Source organism: Streptomyces sp. A 4/2 (assembly GCF_940670765.1).
In the GTDB taxonomy this organism is placed as follows: domain Bacteria; phylum Actinomycetota; class Actinomycetes; order Streptomycetales; family Streptomycetaceae; genus Streptomyces.
Genome location: NZ_CALNVW010000025.1, coordinates 102,701 through 121,108, shown reverse-complemented (window position 1 = coordinate 121,108; position 18,408 = coordinate 102,701). Strand labels below are relative to the sequence as shown.

Here is an 18,408-nt window from a genome sequence, read left to right as displayed (position 1 = left end):
CGGCTGTGTGGGTGTGCGGCCGGCCGATGTGCGTCCGTGGTTCGGTGGGCCGGTGCCACGGGCCGGGCCGCAGCCCGCCGGCCTTCGCCGGTCCGGCTCAGAGCTGGAGTTTGAAGCCGAGGTGCGTGGCGGTGAAGCCGAGCCGTTCGTAGAAGCGGTGGGCATCGGTGCGGGTGGTGTCGGAGGTCAGCTGGACCAGCCGGCAGTTCTGGCTGCGGGAGGTGTCGACAGCCCACTCGATGAGCCGGGTGCCGAGACCGCTGCCGCGTTCGTCGGCATGGACGCGTACGCCTTCGATGAGGGCGCGGGTGGCGCCCCGGCGCGAGAGGCCGGGGATGACGGTGAGCTGAAGGGTGCCGACGACGCGCCCATCGCGTACGGCGACGACGAGGTGCTGGTGGGGGTCGGCGGCGATCCGTCGGTGGGCCGCGGTGTACGGGGTGAGGTCGTCCGGGGATTCGCGCCGGGCGCCGAGGGGGTCGTCGGCGAGCATCGCCACGATGGCCGGGATGTCGTTCTCGTCCGCGCGGCGGATCTCCAGGTCGCTCATGGTGCGGAGGCTACTCGTGCGTGGGGTGCGTCCGCACGGGTCGGGCGGTCGGCCTGAGTTCTTCGACGGCCCTGACCAGCGGGGCGAGTTCGGGGTTCCGGGCGGCCTCGGTGAGGGCTTCGCCCAGTGCGGCGGTGTGGGTGGGGCGGGCCTCGCCGAGGAGAGCGAGTCCGGCCTCGGTGACGTCCGTGTAGATGCCGCGCCGGTCGGTGTCGCAGAGGTAGCGGGTGAGCAGCCCGCGGTCCTCCAGCCGGGTGACCAGCCGGGTGGTGGCGCTCTGGCTGAGCACCACGGCGTCGGCGACCTGCTTCATCTGGAGGTGGCCGCCCGGCCCGTCGTGCTGGCGGCTGAGCACGTCGAGGAGGGAGTACTCGCGCACGCTGAGCCCGTGGCCGCGCTGGAGGGCCTTCTCGGTGTGGGCCTCGATGCGGCCGTGCAGCAGGGAGAGGGCGCACCAGCCGTGGGCGAGGGCGGTGAGTGCGGGGTCGGTCGCTGGCATGGGTGTTCTCCTCCGTCGTCCTGCGCCCCGGCGCGGCTGAGATCCAGGATAGGACATAACCGCGATAGTCGGCGCTTGCAATTAATCGGCGCCTGCAAGTATTGTCTGCGCAAGTAAAGCGCTTCTGCAATCAATCAAGCTGTGCTTCCTCTGAAGGTGAAGACCCCATGCCACTCGCGCTCCTCGCCCTGGCCATCGGGGCGTTCGGTATCGGAACCACGGAGTTCGTGATCATGGGGCTGCTGCCTCAGGTCGCGGCCTCCTTCCAGGTATCGATCCCCACGGCCGGGTTCCTCGTCACCGGGTACGCCCTCGGGGTCGTCGTCGGTGCCCCGCTGATGACCGTGCTGGGCACCCGCATCTCCCGCAAGAACATGCTGATGCTGCTGATGGGCCTGTTCATCGTCGGGAATGTCGTCTCCGCGACCGCGCCGGTCTTCGGCGTGATGCTGGCCGGGCGGATCGTCGCCTCGCTCGCGCACGGGGCGTTCTTCGGCATCGGCTCGGTCGTCGCCGCGGGCCTGGTCGCACCGCACAAGAAGGCGGGCGCCATCGCGATGATGTTCACCGGGCTGACCCTGGCCAATGTCATCGGTGTACCGCTGGGCACGCTCATCGGCCAGGACATCGGCTGGCGGCTGACGTTCCTGCTCGTCGCCGGGCTCGGTGTCCTGGGGCTGGTCGGCGTTGCCAGGCTCGTACCGGAGCAGCCCAGGCCGGAGGGCGTACGGCTGCGCCACGAGATCGCCGCCTTGCGTGATGTGCAGGTGCTGCTCGCGATGGCGATGACGGTTCTCGGGTTCGGCGGGGTGTTCGCGGCGATCACTTACATCTCCCCGATGATGACCACGGTCGCGGGGTTCTCGGAATCGGGCGTCACGTGGCTGCTGGTGCTCTTCGGTCTCGGAATGGTCGGCGGCAATCTGATCGGCGGCAGGTTCGCGGACCGGGCGCTGATGCCGATGCTCTACGTGTCACTGGGCGGACTGGCGCTGGTGCTGGCCCTGTTCACGCTCACCGCGCACGACAGGATCGCGTCGGCCGTCACGATCTTCCTGATCGGCGGGCTCGGGTTCGCGACCGTCCCGCCGCTGCAGAAGCGGGTGCTGGACCGAGCGGCGGGCGCACCGACCCTGGCCTCCGCCCTGAACATCGGTGCCTTCAACCTCGGCAACGCGCTGTCCGCCTGGCTCGGCGGGATCGTCATCGCGGCCGGACTCGGCTACACCGCCCCCAACTGGGTCGGTGCGGTACTCGCCGGATCGGCACTGGTCCTCGCGCTCGTCTCCGGCGCACTGGAGCGACGGAGCCGTTCCACGCACCCTTCCGGTACGGAGACGGCGGCCGAGCAGTCACCGCTGACCGAGCAGGTCGAGCCGGCCGGGCAGACCGAGCAGCGGCCCGCGGTACCCGCGCACCACTGACCTGCCGACCGGTCCGGCTCCCGGCTACCCGGCGGCCACGGTCAGGGGTGCGAAGCGCCGGGTCCAGTCGCCAGGAAGGTCGCGGATCTTGTGCACCATCACTGCGGTGGAGCCCACGGGCTCCAGGCCGCTGTTCTTGAGCCAGTCGAGGAGTTCGTCGTGACGGACGTCGATGTCGGAACGCAGCGGGCGCTCGGTGCCCGCAGCGAGTGAGGCGATCAGAGCCTTCGCCGTCGCTGTGTCGCGGGCGATCAGCGGGCCGACCACATGGGTGTCCATGTTGGGCCAGGCCGCCGCGTAACCGGTGATGCCGTGGGCGTCCTCGGCGACCCGGAGCTGGTCGGCGAAGGCGGGCAGCCGCGTGATCATGTGGGTGCGGTCCTCGCCGAACACCTCACTGTCCAGGCGCACGATCACGGGCAGGTCGCTCGCCGTGGCCGGCCGGGTGGCCACCGTCGGCGCCAGCCCGTGCGGCTGGAAGCGGCCAAGGACCCGCGTGGCCTTGCCGGTGGTCTTGAAGCCGAGCTGTTCGTACAGCGGCTGTCCGGACTCGGTGGCGTACAAGGTGAGTGCGGTGTCCTGGAATTCAGCGATCGTGTGCTGCATCATACGCCGCCCGACGCCTTGCCGGACGTACTCCTTGGCGACCAGGAGCATGCCGATGGCGGCGAGTCCGGGGCCGTAGGAGGTGACCACACACGCGCCCGCGAGCCCGTTGCCGCCCGGCGCGTCGATGCCGTAGCCCGTTCCCGCCGTGAGCAACAGGCCCCACTTGTGCTCCTCGCGCGGCCAACCACGGTTCTCGGAGAGGTCCGCGCAGGAGACGAGGTCGTGGGTGGTCAGACGGCGGATGGGCAACGCGTCGAGGGGTGAGGGCATGGGGGTCAGGCTCGCTGATGTGCGGGTGCTCCGTCCACCGTTTTCCGTGATGTTTGACGGTTCTTCTCCCCACGCCTCTTCTCCCCCCACCGGGTCAGGCCCCACGGCTTCAGCACGGAGATCGCCGTCATGAAGAAGTACGCGGTGGAGGCGACGACGGGGGCGGCGACCAGGCTGTGGTGGGGGATTCCGGAGGCGGCTGCCGCGTCGATGGTGGGGCGGAGGGCGAAGGTCGAGGCAGTGACCGTGACGAGGGTCAGCCAGAACTTGATCCAGACCCAGTGGTAGCGGGCCAGGCCCCAGCGCGTACCGAGGGAGAGAACCACACCGGAGATGAGGGTGAGCAGGGCGATGGGGACGACCAGCCAGTCACCGAAGACCTTCATGGAGCGGTACGCAGCCTGCGTCATGGCCGCGCTGTCGCAGGTGTACGCCGTGATGCCGAGCGCGAGCAGCCCCACGGTGAGGCCCAGCCAACCCACCGAGACGGCGACATGGATCACGAGGGCGCCCCGGCGTACGGGACGGGTCAGAGGTTTCACGTGAAACACGGTGTCGTGCTTCGGCCGTTCCGGCGTCCGACAGGGGGAGTAACCGGCTGTACTAGCCTCGGCGTACATGACACGTCTGCATCTCTTCGACCTCGACGGAACGCTCATACGCGGTTCGGCCGCGCCGGTGGAGATCTCCCGGCAGCTGGGGCTGCTGGACGAGATCGGCGTGCTGGAAAGGGAGTTCGTCTCGGGCCGGATCGGCCCGCCGCAGTACGCGGTGCGGGTCCATGCCCTGTGGTCGGGGCTGACCGTGGACCACGTGACGGCTGCCTTCGAGGCCGCGCCGTGGCTCGCCGGGATCCGGGAGGTCTGGCGGGAGATCCGGGAGCGCGGCGACTACTGCGCCGTCATTTCGCTCTCGCCGTCGTTCTTCGTGGAGCGGCTGCTCGGCTGGGGCGCGCACGCGGCACACGGCTCGCGCTTCCCGGACGTGCCGTTCACACAGCCGGTGGACCCGGCGGGGATTCTCAGCGCGGCGGCGAAGGTACGGATCGCGGACCGGCTCTGTACGGAGTTCGGCGTCGGGCGGGCGGACTGCGTCGCGTACGGGGACTCGATGTCCGACGTGGAGCTCTTCGCCGCGGTGCCGGAGGCGGTCGCGGTGAACGCGGACGGCCGGCTGGCGGGGCTGGCCACGCACCGCTACGCGGGCGGAGATCTGCGCGAGGCGTACGGGCTGCTGGCCGAGGGCTGACGACCTCACCCGCGACAGCGAGCGGGCGGCGGGCGCCGACTGCCTCAGCCCAGGTCGGGTGCCTGCAGCGCCCGTACGCCTTCGATGTTGCCGTCGAGGTAGTGCCGGAGCGAGAGCGGTACGAGATGGACGGCGGCGATGCCGACCCGGCTGAAGGGGACCCGGACGATTTCGTAGTCGCCGCAGGGCTTCTCGATCTCCGGCCCGTGCCGCAGAGCCAGGTCCATCGATGCCAGGCGGCAGACGAAGAAGTGCTGGACCTTCACGCCCGCCACTCCGCCGTCGTCGGGGACGTGCTCGACGGTGTCGACGAAGCAGGGAACCACATCGACGATTTTGGCGCCGAGTTCCTCGTCGACCTCGCGGTGCAGGGCTTCGACGACGGTGGAGTCCTCGGCCTCGACCCCGCCGCCGGGGGTCACCCAGTACGGGTCCACGCCGGGCTTGGTCCGCTTGATCAGGATCAGATGGTCGCCGTCGAGGAGGACGGCGCGGGCGGTGCGCTTGACCACTGGACGTTCGGTCATGGAAGGAGATTGGCCCGCGGACACCCCTCTGAAACGCATCTCCCACAGCAGGAGGTCCCTTCAGGACCAGTCGGCGGCAGCCCGTAACAGCCATTCATGGGCACGGGCCAGGTGCGGGAGGGCCAGAGTGCCGGTGCGCACGGTGAGGAAGTAGGTGCGCAGCGGCGGCACCGGAGGGCTGAGCAGAGCCGTCAACCCGCCCCGTTCCAGGGCCTCCTCGCACAGATATCGCGGCAGTACGGCCAGCCCGGCGTCTGCGGCGACGGCCTGCAGGACAGCGCGCAGGTCGGGTGTGACGACGGCCCCCGTGGCAGCCGGGCGGGTATCGAACACGGCGGCCCAGTAACGGGAGACGAGAGGCAGCGACTCGTGGACGTCCACCACCGGCAGGTCTTCGAGTACGGAGGGTCCCTCGCGCAGCAGTGTGCCGGGGCCGATGCGGGCGGCCCAGCGGGGCGAGGCGACCAGGACGTGCTCCTCGTCGCAGAGGGCGGTCGCGGTGAGCAGCCCGCCGCGTGGCCGGACCGTGGTGACCGCCAGATCGTGGTGTCCGGCGGCCAGCCCGTCCAGCGTCTCTTCGGCATGGCCGAAAGAGGCCCGCAAGGCGATGCCCTGCGGAACGAGAGGCGTGAGCGCGGGCAGAGCGCGCAGCGCGACGAATTCGGGAGGCCCCGCGAGATGCAGGGTGCGCGGGCCCGCCTCTTCGTCGAGGCCGGTCCCGGTGATCTCGACGAGGGCGTCCAGGTGCGGAGCGGCGCGGTGGGCGAGTTCGTCACCGATGGTGGTCGGGGTGACCCCGCGGGCCCGTCGCAGGAACAGTGGGCGGCCCAACTGCCGTTCCAGGGTGCGGATCTGGCTGGTCACCGCGGGCTGGGAGAGACCGAGGAGCGCTGCGGCCCGGGTGAACGATCCGGCCCGGTGCACGGTGACGAAGGTGCGGAGCAGGGCGAGGTCCATGGCCGTGCCCTCCTGTCTGGCTGCGTCGAAGGCATCCCCGCCCGGGTACAACTATAAATATGTCGATAGGTCCCTGTCGCTCCTGTGATTGGACACTGACGCTGGGTCAACTAGCCTTGTCCGGACGGTTCTTCGCGCGTGGAACCGGGACGGTCCGAGCCATGAGGGGGGAGGCTCGGACCGTCCGTCGCGCGTAGCCGGGCTACGGAGCGGGCTGCTCCAGCCTGGCCTCGTCCAGCGCCCGCAGTACGTCGGCCACCAGATCCGCGGTGTCCTCGACGCCCGCGGAGAAGCGGACGAAGCCTTCCGGCACGGCGTCGCCGCCCCAGCGCCCCCGTCGCTCCGCGGTGGAGCGCACGCTGCCGAAGCTGGTCGCGTCGTCGACCAGGCGCAGTGCGTCCAGGAAGCGTTCGGCGTGCTCGCGGTCGGGCAGCACGAACGAGACCACGCAGCCGAAGCGGCGCATCTGCCCCGCCGCCGTCCGGTGCGCGGGGTCCGACGGCAGTCCGGGATGGCGCAGTCCGGTGATCTCCGTGCGCTCGCCCAGTGCCTCGGCGAGCGCCAGCGCGTTCGCCGACTGCCGGTCCGCGCGCAGCTGGATCGTGGCGAGCGAGCGGTGCGCGAGCCAGGCCTCCATCGGTCCGGGGATCGCCCCGACCACCTTGCGCCACTTCCTGACCCGGGCGGCGAGCTCCGGGTCGCGGCAGGTCACGTAACCGAGCAGGAGGTCCCCGTGTCCGGTCAGGCCCTTGGTGCCGCTCGCCACGGCGAAGTCCGCGCCGAGATCCAGCGGTTGCTGCCCGAGCGGTGTCGCGAGGGTGTTGTCGACGGCGACCAGCGTTCCGCCCGCGTGCGCGGCAGCCACGAGCCGCCGTACGTCGCAGACGTCGAGACCCGGGTTGGACGGGGTCTCGATCCACAGCAGCCGGGCGCCGTCCAGCACGCGCAACTGCGCGTCGCCACCGGTCGGCGCGGTGCGCACCGTGATGCCGTACGCCTCCAGCTGTTCGCGTACGAGCGGCAGTGCCTGGTACCCGTCGTCGGGGAGGACCACCGTGTCCCCGGCGCGGGCCTGGGAGAGGAGGACCGCGGAGACCGCTGCCATGCCGGAGGCGAAGGTGATCGTCTCGGCGGGCTCCCGGGGGGACTCCAGCTCGCTGATGGCCGCTTCCAGGTGCGTCCAGGTCGGGTTGGTGTCGCGGCCGTAGGTGTACGGCCCTATGGGTTCGCCCGGCAGGTGGTAGTGGGCGGCGAAGACCGGCCCCGGCAGGGTCGGTTCGTACTTGACCGGCGTGGGCAGCCCGGCCCGTACCGCGCGTGTTCCGTCTCCGGCGGCCGTCCCGGGCATCTCGGGCGTCGTGGTCATCTCAGTCCTCGTCGGGCAGGGCGAGGTTCATCGCCCACGAGACGATCGAGATGATCAGGCCGCCCAGAACAGCCGTCCAGAAACCGTGGACGTGGAAGGCGAGGTTCAGCGTGCCCGCCAGCCAGGAGGTCAGCAGCAGCATCAGGGCGTTGATCACCAGCGTGATCAGCCCGAGGGTGAGGATGAACAGAGGGAAGGAGATCAACTTCACGATCGGCTTCACCACGAAGTTCACCACGCCGAAGACCAGCGCGACGATGACCAGCGTGACGGCCTTGCGACCGGTGGAGTCGCCCCCCAGCGTGATGTCCTGGAGTAGCCAGACAGCTACGAACAGGGCCGCGGCATTGGCGACCGTCTTGACTACAAAATTCTTCATGTGTCTGATCGTGGCAGACACGATCGGTACGAGTGCAGGGGCTGAAGAGCGATGAAAGCATTCCGGCTGGACGAACTGGAGGCGGAGCGCGCTGCCAACGACGGCGCGTATCTGCAGTTCCTGCGCGAACGGAACATGTCGGTCGGGCTGTACGCACTGGACGCGGGCGGGACCGACCGGCAGCAGCCGCACGGACAGGACGAGGTGTACTTCGTGGTCAGCGGCCGGGCCTCGATCACCGTCGGGACGGAGACGACCGAGGTCGCGCGCGGCGGTGTGGTGTACGTACCGGCCGGGGTGGCGCACAAGTTCCACCACATCTCGGAGGACCTGCGGGTTCTCGTGGTCTTCTCTCCGCCCGAGGGCTGAGGACCGGCCGGGATCTCCCGGAGTCCCGTAGGGGGAGGCTCAGGGGAGTTCAAGGGCTGCGAGGCCCCCGCCGCTGCCCCGGGCGCCTTTAGCATCGGAAGCAGAGCACCCGGAGTGGCCGGCGTGGTCCAGGAAGACCCAGGAAGAGGTAAGGGCGATGGCGGTCCGAGAGATTTACGCGGGAATGCCGTGGTGGGTGAAGTGGGTCGCGGTGCCTGTCATCGCCCTGGTCGTGTTCGGCAGCCTCATCGCGACGGTCGTCGGGTTCGTGATCGGGCTGCTCTTCAAGGCGCTGGTCTTCGTCGCGCTCGTCGGCGGACTCATCTACGTCGTACGGAAGTTCACCTCCTCGTCGTCCTCGCGGAACGACTGGTAGCCCCTGCGGCCGTTAGCCCGGCCGGGGGAACGGGGACAGCTGTGTCCCCGCCCGGACGGAGGCTGTGATTAGAGTGGAAAGCTCTGCCGCCTCCTCGGGAAAAATGGCCTGAAACCGCTCTGACCTGCGGTTTGTGCGGGGCGGGGCCTGCGGGGGAGCCCCCGCGGCGGGTGGCGTGTCCGTCCGCATGCTGGGGGTGACCGCTTGGCGACAACGCCTCGTACCGCTGTTCCCACGCTGATCGGCTCGGTGCAGCGAGCGCTCAGACTGCTGGAGGCCGTGGGCTCCCACACCGACGGAGCCCCCGCCAAACAGCTCGCCCGGGAGGCGGGACTCCCCCTCCCCACCGCCTATCACCTGCTGCGGACCCTGACGCACGAGGGATATCTGCGCCGCGAGCGCGGCGTGTTCGTCATCGGACCCGCAGCCGAGCGGCTGGCGGGCGGCGGAGCGGTGCAGAACCGCCGGGCCACGCTGGTCGATTCACTCACCCACTGGCGTGACGCGCTCGGGGTTCCGGTTTATTTTGCGGTCTACCGCCAGGGCGAGATCGAGCTCGTCGCGGTCTCCGACACACCCGCCGCGCCCGCTGTCGAGGAATGGGCGGACTTCCGTGAAACCGGTCATGCACACGCCCTTGGTCAGTGTCTGCTGAGCCAGCTCGACGCGGCCTCGCGCGAGGACCATCTGGACCGCTATCCGGTCCGTCCGCTGACCCGCCATTCGGTGCGTGACCGGGGCATCCTGCTGCGGCGACTGGCCGCTGCGGAACGTATGCAACCGATCGTCGAGCAGCAGGAGTACGCCCTCGGAACGGTCTGCGCGGCCATCCCGATCACGGCCGGATCGGGTGCCGCCGCGATGGCCATTTCCGGCCCTGCGAACGAGGAAGAACGGTTGCGCTCCGCAGTCGAAACGCTACGGTCCGAGGTTGGCGCTTTACTCGGTTCGCTCGCGTTCTCTATCAGTATCTGAAATATCACTCCTTGTGATCCGCTAGCGCTTACAGCACGATTACGTCAAGAGGGCCTGAGGGAACAGTCCCGGCCATCTTGCGATCCAACACGGCGTCTACTGCGGGGTAGGGACATGCGCGAATCGGTCCAGGCAGAGGTCATGATGAGCTTCCTCGTCTCCGAGGAGCTCTCGTTCCGTATTCCGGTGGAACTCCGCTACGAGGTGGGTGACCCGTATGCGATCCGGATGACCTTCCACCTTCCCGGAGACGCACCGGTGACCTGGACGTTCGGTCGCGAACTGCTCCTCGACGGGATCAACGCCCCCACGGGCGACGGCGATGTGCACATCTCACCCAGCGAGCCGACGGGACTGTCCGATGTCCATCTGCGGCTCCAGGTCGGCGCCGACCGCGCGCTCTTCCGGGCGGGCAGCGCGCCGCTGATCGCCTTCCTCGACCGCACCGACAAGCTCGTCCCGCTCGGACAGGAGCGCAGCCTGGGCGACTTCGACGGAAACCTGGACGAGGCGCTCGGCCGGATCCTGGCCGAGGAGAACGCGGGCTGACCGCGATACCTCCCGGTACGGACCTGGATCAGCGTCTGCGGCGGCGGCCCCCACCGCCCCGCACCGCCCGGCCGGGCGGGGCGTGCCCCTCTCCCCCGCTCCGCCGGTCCGCGGCCACCACCAGCGCCGCGAGCGCCGTGGTCACCGGCACCGAGGCGACCAGGCCGATGGACCCGACCAGGGTCCGTACGATCTCCTCGGCCACCAGCTCCGCGTTGGCCACCGTACCCACGCTGCTCTGCGCGATGGAGAACAGCAGCAGGAGCGGCAGGGCGGCGCCCGCGTACGCCAGGACGAGGGTGTTGACGACCGACGCGATGTGGTCGCGGCCGATCCGGATCCCGGCGCGGTAGAGCCCGCGTGCGCCCATCGTGGGGTCCGCCCGGTGCAGTTCCCAGACGGCGGAGGTCTGGGTGACCGTCACATCGTCCAGCACTCCGAGCGAGCCGATGACGACGCTCGCCAACAGCAGCCCGCTCATGTCGATGTGCGGGTACAGGCCATGGATCAGTCCGGTGCTGTCGTCGGTGTTGCCGGAGAGGCTCGCCCAGCCGATGAACAGCGAGCCGAGCAGCCCGATCAGCATCAGCGAGATCAGCGTGCCGATGACCGCGACCGAGGTGCGCGCCGTCAGCCCGTGACAGGTGTAGAGCGCGATCAGCATGATCGCGCTCGCCCCGATGACCGCCACGACCAGCGGATTCGAACCCTGCAGGATCGCGGGCAGGATGAACAGCGTCAGTACGGCGAAGCTGACGGCCAGGGCCACCAGCGCCATCAGCCCCCGCATCCGGCCCACCGCGACCACCACCAGCGCGAAGATGCCGGCCAGCAGCGCCATCGGGAACTTCCGGTCCACGTCGGACACCGAGTACTGGAGATCACGCGGTGCGTCGGGCGCGTACGCCACGATCACGCCCTGTCCCTGGTGCAACTGCCGCGGTGCGTCCGGCTGGACGAGCTCGGTGAACGTACGTCCCTTGTCCTTGCCGCTCGCCACCTCGACCTTGGCCTTCTTGCACAGCTTGCCCTGCCCGCCCTGCCCGCCCTGGCTCGTCGGCTGCTCCGTGGCGGAGGACCCGCCCGGCGGCGCGGACGGCTGACCGGCCTGCACGTCCTGGCAGTTGACCGGCGTCAGGGCCACCACCCTGCCCTGCTGCGTCTGCCGGTCGAAGCCGACACCGCTGCGTGCGTGCGGAGGCGCACCGCCCGGCCAGAGCACCACAAGACCGACAATCACCGCCGCACCGAAGGGAATCAGCACCGCCGCGACGACCTTGCGCAGATGCGTCGACACCGGTGCGGCGGGGCCGTGGCCGTGCGTGTGGCTGTGCTGTTCCTGGAGCGAGGTCACCGGCCGATCATCGCAAGAACCGAGGGGGCCGGGCGGGGGCCCTCTGTTCAGCGCCCGGGGGATGGCGTTAGCGTGGGGGCACCTTTGCACACGCGGGAGCTCGGAGCACCGGGCTGAGAGGGCGCTGACAGCACATCGCTGAAGCTGCGCCGACCGCCGAACCTGTTACCGGGTAATGCCGGCGTAGGGAGTAGGTCTCATGACCACAGTGGATGCACGCACGCCTGCCACAGATCGGCCCGAGCGCGAGCCGGGCTGGCACAAGGGCTACATCGGGGGCCCGGAGGGCTCGCGCCCCGACATCAGGGTCCCCGTCCGACAAGTGCACCTCACCAACGGGCAGGACGTGACGCTGTACGACACGTCGGGCCCGTACACCGACCCCACCGTCGAGACCGACGTACGGCGCGGGCTCGCCCCGCTCCGGGAGCACTGGATCATCGGCCGCGGCGACACCGAGGAGTACGCGGGCCGCCCGGCCCGCCCCGAGGACGACGGGATCAAGCACACCTCACCCCGCGGAGGACTGCGCAACCTGGACGCGGTCTTCCCCGGCCGGCCCCGCCAGCCGCGTAGGGGGCGCGAGGGGCGCGCGGTGAGTCAGCTCGCGTACGCCGTGCGCGGGGAGATCACCCCGGAGATGGAGTACGTCGCGATCCGCGAGAACGTCTCCCCCGAGGTCGTACGCGAAGAGATCGCCGCGGGCCGGGCCGTGCTGCCGGCCAACGTCAACCATCCGGAGATCGAGCCGATGATCATCGGCAAGCGGTTCCTGGTGAAGGTCAACGCCAACATCGGCAATTCCGCGGTCACTTCCTCCATCGAGGAGGAGGTGGACAAGATGACCTGGGCCACCAAGTGGGGCGCGGACACCGTCATGGACCTGTCCACCGGCCGCAACATCCACACCACCCGCGAGTGGGTGCTGCGCAATTCCCCCGTCCCCATCGGCACGGTCCCGCTCTACCAGGCACTGGAGAAGGTCGACGGCCGGGCCGAGGAGCTGACCTGGGAGATCTACAAGGACACGGTCATCGAGCAGGCCGAGCAGGGCGTCGACTACATGACGGTGCACGCGGGGGTGCTGCTCAGGTACGTGCCCCTCACCGCACGCCGGAAGACGGGCATCGTCTCGCGCGGCGGCTCGATCATGGCCGCCTGGTGCCTGGCGCACCACAAGGAGTCGTTCCTGTACGAGAACTTCGAGGAACTCTCCTCCATCCTGGCCTCGTACGACGTGACGTACTCGCTGGGCGACGGGCTGCGGCCCGGGTCGATCGCGGACGCCAACGACGAGGCGCAGTTCGCGGAGTTGCGCACCCTCGGGGAACTGAACACGATCGCCAAACGCCATGGCGTGCAGACGATGATCGAGGGCCCCGGGCACGTCCCGATGCACAAGATCAAGGAGAACATCGACCTCCAGCAGGAGATCTGCGAGGAGGCGCCGTTCTACACGCTCGGCCCGCTCACCACGGATGTGGCCCCCGCGTACGACCACATCACCTCCGGCATCGGGGCGGCGATGATCGCCTGGTGGGGGACGGCCATGCTCTGCTACGTCACGCCCAAGGAGCACCTGGGCCTGCCCAACCGTGACGACGTGAAGACCGGTGTCATCACGTACAAGATCGCGGCGCACGCGGCGGACCTCGCCAAGGGGCATCCCGGCGCGCAGGCGTGGGACGACGCGCTGTCGGACGCGCGTTTCGAGTTCCGGTGGGAGGACCAGTTCAATCTGGCGCTCGACCCGGTCACCGCACGGGAGTTCCACGACGAGACGCTGCCCGCGGAGCCCGCGAAGACCGCGCATTTCTGTTCCATGTGCGGGCCGAAGTTCTGCTCGATGAAGATCTCCCAGGACATCCGCCGGGAACACGGCGGCAGCCAGGAGGAGATCGAGGCGGGGATGGCGGCGAAGTCCGAGGAGTTCGCGGCGAGCGGGAACCGGGTGTATCTGCCGCTGGCCGACTGAGCCGACCGGTCCGGCAGCCCCCCCCCGGCTTCGGCGAAGTCCAGGGGGCCTGCCGGTCCGGGGCGGTCCTACTCCGGCTGGTGGTCGGGGCCGCCGAAGTCCGGACTGGTGAAGTCCGGGCTGGTGAAACTGGGACGCTCGTGGGCGGCCGTTCCTTCGTCCGGGCCGGTGAAGTCGGGCCGGCTGTAGCCGAGGCTGGGGATGCGGCCCGCCGGACGGTACGGGGCGGGGGCCGCCGGGTCGGCGCTGGGGTCGGCGAGGGCGTTGCGCAGGAACGGGACGATGCCCCGCTCCAGCAGCGCGTGACGCCAGGCGTCACGGGCGCGGGCGACCTCCTCGGACAGTTCGTCGTCGCCGTTCTCCTCCTCGGCCTCCCGGTGCACCTCGTTCGAGCTGTTGCGCAGGGCGGTGATGAGCAGCCCGATCGCGGCGAACAGGATGGCGGCAGCGGTGAGCGCGGCGAAGGCCCAGCCCGCGGTGACCATGGTGTCGGCGAAGGCGGGCGGTGCGCTGAGAGCCTTCAGCAGATAGCCCACCAGCAGGAAGATCGCGGCTGCGGTGCCCGCCAGTACGGGGGCCAGCACGGCGACGACGGCGGTGAGCCCGGCGCCCGAACCGGTCCCGCCCCGGCCCGGGGTGAGAACGGCGGTCCGTACCGAGGCCGCGGCGGGTGCGCGCAGCTCGGCCCGCATCTTCACGAAGTGCTCGTACTCGGCTGCCGCGGCCGTGGTGACGAGGGCATCCGCGTTGAGCACCATGGTGCGCAGCTGTTCGCTGTTGAGCCGCTGTCCCACTGCGGCGAGGTCCGGTCGGTCCGGTGCGGCGCGCAGCGCGTCGTCGAGAACTCGCTCGAACTCCGGGCGGTCTTCGGTCCGCAGGTGCGAATCGCTGTTCATGTGCATCCCCCGATGCTCCGTTGGCCTGGACCGCCCGCCTTCTGACGGGCGGTCGGACGTGAACGGAGGAGAGCCTGCTACGGATAACCCGATGGTAGAGCGGTAATGGCACGGGGTAACAGAGGGTTTCCGTAAATCGCCTCTCGGTCCGCCGATCAGTTGGGGAGCGGAAGCCGGACCACGAGCAGCTTTCCGGCCATGGTCACGCCGCCGTCCATGGCGATGGCGAGCCCGTCGGCGTACACGTGCGGCCCCTCGATGACCGTGCGCGGTCCGTCCTCGCCGTCCTCGGCCCCGACCTCGCCCAGCAGATACGGAATGGGGCTGTGACCGTGGACGATGCGATGGCCGCCGAAGACCCCGAGGAGCTCCCGGACCGCCTGCGGCCCCGACTCGTCGCGGAACGCGAAGCGCTTGGTGAACTTGCGGAACAGGTCCCAGCACTCGTCGGCGTCGTTGCGGGTGAGTGTCTCGCGGACGGTGTCGTTGACGGCTTCGAGGGAATCGCCGTAGTCGAGATAGGCCGTGGTGTCGGAGTGCACCAGGAGGTGGTCGTCCTCCAGCTCGATGGCGTCGAGCCGGGACATCCACTGGAGATGAACGTCCTGGAGCCGGTCCATGTCGGCCTTCTGGCCGCCGTTCAGCAGCCAGGCGGCCTGGAAAGTGGCGGTACCCGCACCGGAGTTGACGGGGGTGTCGCCGAAACGCTTGGCGCCGAGCAGCAGCAGTTCGTGGTTGCCCATCAGGGCCTTGCAGTAGCCGCCCGAGGCCGCGGCCTCGGCGGACAGCCGCATGACGAGATCGATGACGCCGATGCCGTCGGGTCCGCGGTCGGTGAAGTCGCCGAGGAACCAGAGCCGGGCGTTGCCCGCGGACCAGTTGCCCTCGGCGTCGATGAGCCCCTGGGCGCGCAGGGCGGCCAGGAGCTCGTCGAGGTACCCGTGGACGTCACCGACGACGAAGAGCGGCCCGGGGCCCCCGTCGGCATCGGCGACGGCCGTCTCGGCGGCGTCGGCCGCCGCGGGGTCGGGCACGGTCCGTACGACGAGCGTGTCGGCGGGGGCGCCGCGGCCGATGACCGGGAGGTCCCGCTGGGTCGGCGTGTATCCGTCCGGCTCCTCACCGGCGGCGTACCGAGGCGGCCTCCCGGCGTCGTGGACGTGCTCGGGCGCGGGCAGAGGCGGTACGCGGAAGTCCCGCACTGTCGCCGTCCGCATCGCGGGTTCCAGACCGGCCCCCTGAGTCATCGACCCCTCCACCACCGTCGCGCCGCCGTGCACCGGTCGGACCTGCCTGGTCGGGGGGTCCGCGGTGTCGTCCGCCCATCATAGGAATGCGACTCGGTATGTGTGACGCACCAGGGGGGCTGAATCCGTGCGCTCCTGGGGTCGACTGACCGTTTCGCGCCTAATGAGGCGATCAGTCCGGGGCGGGAGAGCGCGGTGCGCTCACCGTGGTGCGCGGCGGACGGCGCTGCGAGGAGGTCCGGACGATGAGTTCGGTCGGTATCACCTGCTCGACCGGGTGGTCGTCGTTGATGCCTTCGATGGCGTCGATGAGTAACTGGATGACCGCGGTGCCGATCCGGCGGGGCTTGAGGGACAGGGTGGTGATGGGCGGCTCGGTGCTGGCGTACACGGTGGATTCGCTGCAGCAGACCAGCAGCAGATCCTCGGGGACGCGCAGTCCGTACCGTCGCGCCGCTGCCAGCAGGTCGGTGCCGTTCGGGTCGAAGAGCCCGTACACGGCGTCGGGCCGGTCGGGGCGGGCGAGGAGCCGGTCGGCCGCGACGGCTCCGGCGCAGGGGTCGTGGGCGGGGTAGGACTCGTAGACCGGGTCCTGTCCGACCCGCTCGCACCAGTGCAGATACGCGGTGGTGGAGAGGCGGGTGTAGGTGTCGGTGGTGGTGCCGGTCAGCAGCCCGATACGGCGGGCTCCGGCGGCGGCCAGGTGGTCGAGCAGATCGAGGACCGCGGCTTCGTGGTCGTTGTCGACCCAGGCCGTGACGGGCAGGGAGCCCGCCGGGCGTCCGTCGGAGACGACGGGGAGCCCTTGGCGTACGAGTTCGCTGACGACCGGGTCGTGATCGGAGGGGTCGATGACGACGGTGCCGTCGAGGGCGACGTTCGACCAGACGTCGACCGCGCTGTGGCGTGAGGTGGCGGGGAGGATGACGAGGGCATAGCCGCGTGCGAGCGCGGCGGAGGTGGCGGCTCTGGCCATCTCGGCGAAGTACGCGAATTCGGTGAAGGTGAAAGGTTCATCCCCGTAGGTCGTCACGGTCAGGCCGATGAGGCCCGACTTGCCGGTACGGAGGGTTCGGGCCGCGGCGGAAGGGCGATAGCCCAGCCGGTCTGCGACCTCGCGGACATGGCGGCGGGTGGCGTCCGGGAGCCTGCCCTTGCCGTTGAGCGCGTCGGAGACGGTCGTGATGGAGACACCGGCTGCGGCGGCCACGTCCCGGATGCCCGCTCGTCCTTGCCGGTTGGCCCTGCGGGGAGTCTCCGCCCGGCTCACCTGGTGCTTCCCTGCTGCTGTCATGGCGAGCCGATAGTAGGTCGATGGAGGGGGGTGGGACTGAGCGCATATGCATCCGTTGACAGGCACGTTTCTGCATGATCATTTAGAGCCGATCGCCTTGGAATGCACGGGAGTTGGCCCCTTGGTCATGGGAGTCTCGGGTGTCGATCGACCTGAACCTGCCCCATGGCTGATGTTGCGATGAGGTCTCAACTCACTGGTTCGAGGGACGCGCGCCACGGCGCAAGCCACCGGCGCGCGCCGGATGCGGCAGCGCTCCCCCTTCCCGTGCCCGCCATTCGCAGCAGCCGCCGGCCCTCATAAGGTGTGCCTATCCGAGCCGAGGAGGACCCGCTGTGAGCGAGAAGAGCCCCAAGCTGCGCGCCGTACTGGACAGCATCCCCGCCTATGTACCGGGCAAGCCGGCCGCTGCCGACGGTCCGGTCGCGTACAAGCTGTCCTCCAACGAGAACCCCTATCCGCCGCTGCCCGGTGTGATGGAGAGCGCGATCGCCGCAGCCGGCACCTTCAACCGGTACCCGGACATGGCGTGCACCGGCCTGATGAACGAACTGGCCGAGCGCTTCGGGGTCCCCGTCTCCCATCTGGCGACCGGCACCGGATCCGTCGGTGTCGCGCAGTCGCTGTTGCAGGCGACGTCGGGGCCGGGCGACGAGGTGATCTACGCCTGGCGGTCGTTCGAGGCGTACCCGATCATCACGAGGATCAGCGGGGCGACCGCGGTGCAGGTGCCGCTGGACTCCGACGAGGTCCACGACCTGGACGCGATGGCCGACGCGATCACCGAGCGCACCCGGATGATCTTCGTCTGCAACCCCAACAACCCGACCGGCACCGTGGTGCGCAGGGCGCAGCTGGAGCGATTCCTGGACCGGGTGCCGTCCGACATCCTGGTGGTCCTGGACGAGGCGTACCGCGAGTTCAACCGTGACCTCGATGTCCCCGACGGCATCGAGCTCTACCGGGACCGCCCCAATGTGGCGGTGCTGCGGACCTTCTCCAAGGCGTACGGCCTGGCCGGGCTGCGGGTCGGCTTCGCCGTCGCCCATGAGCCGGTGGCCGCCGCGCTGCGCAAGACCGCGCTGCCCTTCGGCGTGAGCCAGCTGGGACAGGACGCGGCGGTGGCCTCGCTGCGGGCCGAGGACGAACTGCTGGGCCGGGTCGGCGCGCTGGTCGGCGAGCGGGAGCGGGTGTACGAGGGCCTGGTCGGCCAGGGCTGGAAGGTGCCCGCGACGCAGGCGAACTTCGTGTGGCTGCGGCTGGGTGAGCGCACCGGCGACTTCGCGGCGTTCTGCGACAGGGCCGGCGTGGTCGTGCGTCCCTTCGGGGACGAGGGCGTACGCGTCACGATCGGCGAGGCCGAGGGCAACGATCTCTTCCTGCAGGCGGCGGCGGCCTTCCGCAAGGAGCTGTAGCTCTTCGGGCAGAGGGCGGGAGGCCCTTCCGAACAGGGTCGAAACAGGGCGGGGTGCCGTAAAGGCACCCCGCCTTCGTCATGTCAAAAGTGCTTACGTAATATTGCTTGTGAATGTGAACGCTTTCAC

At 69.8% G+C, this 18,408-nt stretch carries 20 protein-coding genes and 1 riboswitch; of the genes, 8 read left to right on the top strand and 12 right to left on the bottom strand.

All coding sequences use genetic code 11. The features are described 5' to 3' along the window. Nucleotides 1–97: 97 nt before the first annotated feature. Both NBY69_RS19590 and NBY69_RS19585 read right to left on the bottom strand, forming a co-directional pair. Nucleotides 98–550, bottom strand: a complete 453-nt coding sequence (locus NBY69_RS19590; RefSeq protein ID WP_250302322.1) for a GNAT family N-acetyltransferase — start codon at nucleotides 548–550, stop codon at nucleotides 98–100. 10 nt (nucleotides 551–560) lie between these two features. Continuing rightward, nucleotides 561–1,049, bottom strand: coding sequence for a MarR family winged helix-turn-helix transcriptional regulator (locus NBY69_RS19585; protein WP_250302321.1), 489 nt, complete (start codon nucleotides 1,047–1,049; stop codon nucleotides 561–563). Between the two features lie 167 nt (nucleotides 1,050–1,216). Here NBY69_RS19585 and NBY69_RS19580 point away from each other — a divergent pair, with 167 nt between their 5' ends. Then, entirely contained in the window at nucleotides 1,217–2,473 is a 1,257-nt protein-coding gene (locus tag NBY69_RS19580; RefSeq protein ID WP_250302320.1) for an MFS transporter, read from the top strand. A 24-nt stretch (nucleotides 2,474–2,497) separates the two neighbouring features. Here the strand turns inward: NBY69_RS19580 and NBY69_RS19575 are convergent, their stop codons facing one another. Beyond that, entirely contained in the window at nucleotides 2,498–3,352 is an 855-nt protein-coding gene (locus tag NBY69_RS19575) for a GNAT family N-acetyltransferase (RefSeq protein WP_250302319.1), read from the bottom strand. A gap of 5 nt (nucleotides 3,353–3,357) precedes the next feature. Then, complete coding sequence (locus NBY69_RS19570) at nucleotides 3,358–3,894, bottom strand: DUF2269 domain-containing protein (RefSeq protein ID WP_250302318.1); 537 nt, start codon at nucleotides 3,892–3,894, stop codon at nucleotides 3,358–3,360. Nucleotides 3,895–3,970: 76 nt separating this feature from the next. Between NBY69_RS19570 and NBY69_RS19565 the strand changes: the two genes are divergently transcribed. After that, nucleotides 3,971–4,600 (top strand): HAD family phosphatase, encoded by a 630-nt coding sequence (locus NBY69_RS19565; protein ID WP_250302317.1) that lies wholly within the window; start codon nucleotides 3,971–3,973, stop codon nucleotides 4,598–4,600. A gap of 44 nt (nucleotides 4,601–4,644) precedes the next feature. On the opposite strand, the gene NBY69_RS19560 is transcribed toward NBY69_RS19565, so the two are convergent. The 4 genes from NBY69_RS19560 to NBY69_RS19545 form a co-directional block, all read right to left on the bottom strand. After that, nucleotides 4,645–5,127 carry an NUDIX domain-containing protein gene (locus NBY69_RS19560; protein WP_250302316.1) on the bottom strand — a complete coding sequence of 161 codons (483 nt, stop codon included), beginning with the start codon at nucleotides 5,125–5,127 and terminating at the stop codon, nucleotides 4,645–4,647. A 60-nt stretch (nucleotides 5,128–5,187) separates the two neighbouring features. Continuing rightward, entirely contained in the window at nucleotides 5,188–6,084 is an 897-nt protein-coding gene (locus tag NBY69_RS19555) for a LysR family transcriptional regulator (protein WP_250302315.1), read from the bottom strand. A gap of 202 nt (nucleotides 6,085–6,286) precedes the next feature. Continuing rightward, nucleotides 6,287–7,450, bottom strand: coding sequence for a cystathionine gamma-lyase (locus NBY69_RS19550; RefSeq protein ID WP_250302314.1), 1,164 nt, complete (start codon nucleotides 7,448–7,450; stop codon nucleotides 6,287–6,289). 1 nt (nucleotide 7,451) lies between these two features. Continuing rightward, nucleotides 7,452–7,829 carry a phage holin family protein gene (locus NBY69_RS19545; RefSeq protein ID WP_250302313.1) on the bottom strand — a complete coding sequence of 126 codons (378 nt, stop codon included), beginning with the start codon at nucleotides 7,827–7,829 and terminating at the stop codon, nucleotides 7,452–7,454. A 51-nt stretch (nucleotides 7,830–7,880) separates the two neighbouring features. Here NBY69_RS19545 and NBY69_RS19540 point away from each other — a divergent pair, with 51 nt between their 5' ends. From NBY69_RS19540 to NBY69_RS19525, 4 genes are all read left to right on the top strand, one after another. After that, entirely contained in the window at nucleotides 7,881–8,198 is a 318-nt protein-coding gene (locus tag NBY69_RS19540) for a cupin domain-containing protein (protein ID WP_250302312.1), read from the top strand. A gap of 157 nt (nucleotides 8,199–8,355) precedes the next feature. Then, nucleotides 8,356–8,574, top strand: a complete 219-nt coding sequence (locus tag NBY69_RS19535) for a DUF5326 family protein (RefSeq protein ID WP_250302311.1) — start codon at nucleotides 8,356–8,358, stop codon at nucleotides 8,572–8,574. Between the two features lie 204 nt (nucleotides 8,575–8,778). Continuing rightward, nucleotides 8,779–9,549: an IclR family transcriptional regulator gene (locus NBY69_RS19530; RefSeq protein ID WP_250302310.1), complete on the top strand. Its 771-nt coding sequence runs from the start codon at nucleotides 8,779–8,781 to the stop codon at nucleotides 9,547–9,549. 114 nt (nucleotides 9,550–9,663) lie between these two features. Continuing rightward, complete coding sequence (locus NBY69_RS19525; protein WP_250302309.1) at nucleotides 9,664–10,098, top strand: SsgA family sporulation/cell division regulator; 435 nt, start codon at nucleotides 9,664–9,666, stop codon at nucleotides 10,096–10,098. A 28-nt stretch (nucleotides 10,099–10,126) separates the two neighbouring features. Here NBY69_RS19525 and NBY69_RS19520 read toward each other — a convergent pair whose 3' ends face one another. Then, on the bottom strand, nucleotides 10,127–11,452 hold the full coding sequence (locus NBY69_RS19520; RefSeq protein WP_250302308.1) for a YibE/F family protein: 1,326 nt from the start codon (nucleotides 11,450–11,452) through the stop codon (nucleotides 10,127–10,129). Between the two features lie 82 nt (nucleotides 11,453–11,534). Further along, nucleotides 11,535–11,659: riboswitch (TPP riboswitch) on the top strand. On the opposite strand from NBY69_RS19520, the gene thiC reads away from it, so the two are divergent. Continuing rightward, entirely contained in the window at nucleotides 11,652–13,427 is a 1,776-nt protein-coding gene (gene thiC, locus NBY69_RS19515) for a phosphomethylpyrimidine synthase ThiC (RefSeq protein WP_250302307.1), read from the top strand. (Overlaps the previous riboswitch by 8 nt.) Before the next feature lie 68 nt (nucleotides 13,428–13,495). On the opposite strand, the gene NBY69_RS19510 is transcribed toward thiC, so the two are convergent. From NBY69_RS19510 to NBY69_RS19500, 3 genes are all read right to left on the bottom strand, one after another. After that, on the bottom strand, nucleotides 13,496–14,329 hold the full coding sequence (locus NBY69_RS19510) for a hypothetical protein (protein WP_250302306.1): 834 nt from the start codon (nucleotides 14,327–14,329) through the stop codon (nucleotides 13,496–13,498). Between the two features lie 149 nt (nucleotides 14,330–14,478). Next, a complete protein-coding gene (locus tag NBY69_RS19505; protein ID WP_250302428.1) occupies nucleotides 14,479–15,585 on the bottom strand; it encodes a metallophosphoesterase in 1,107 nt (368 codons plus the stop codon). A 157-nt stretch (nucleotides 15,586–15,742) separates the two neighbouring features. Next, nucleotides 15,743–16,864: a LacI family DNA-binding transcriptional regulator gene (locus NBY69_RS19500; protein ID WP_250302305.1), complete on the bottom strand. Its 1,122-nt coding sequence runs from the start codon at nucleotides 16,862–16,864 to the stop codon at nucleotides 15,743–15,745. A gap of 335 nt (nucleotides 16,865–17,199) precedes the next feature. On the opposite strand from NBY69_RS19500, the gene hisC reads away from it, so the two are divergent. Further along, nucleotides 17,200–18,279 (top strand): histidinol-phosphate transaminase, encoded by a 1,080-nt coding sequence (gene hisC / locus NBY69_RS19495; RefSeq protein WP_250302304.1) that lies wholly within the window; start codon nucleotides 17,200–17,202, stop codon nucleotides 18,277–18,279. Nucleotides 18,280–18,408 lie beyond the last annotated feature (129 nt).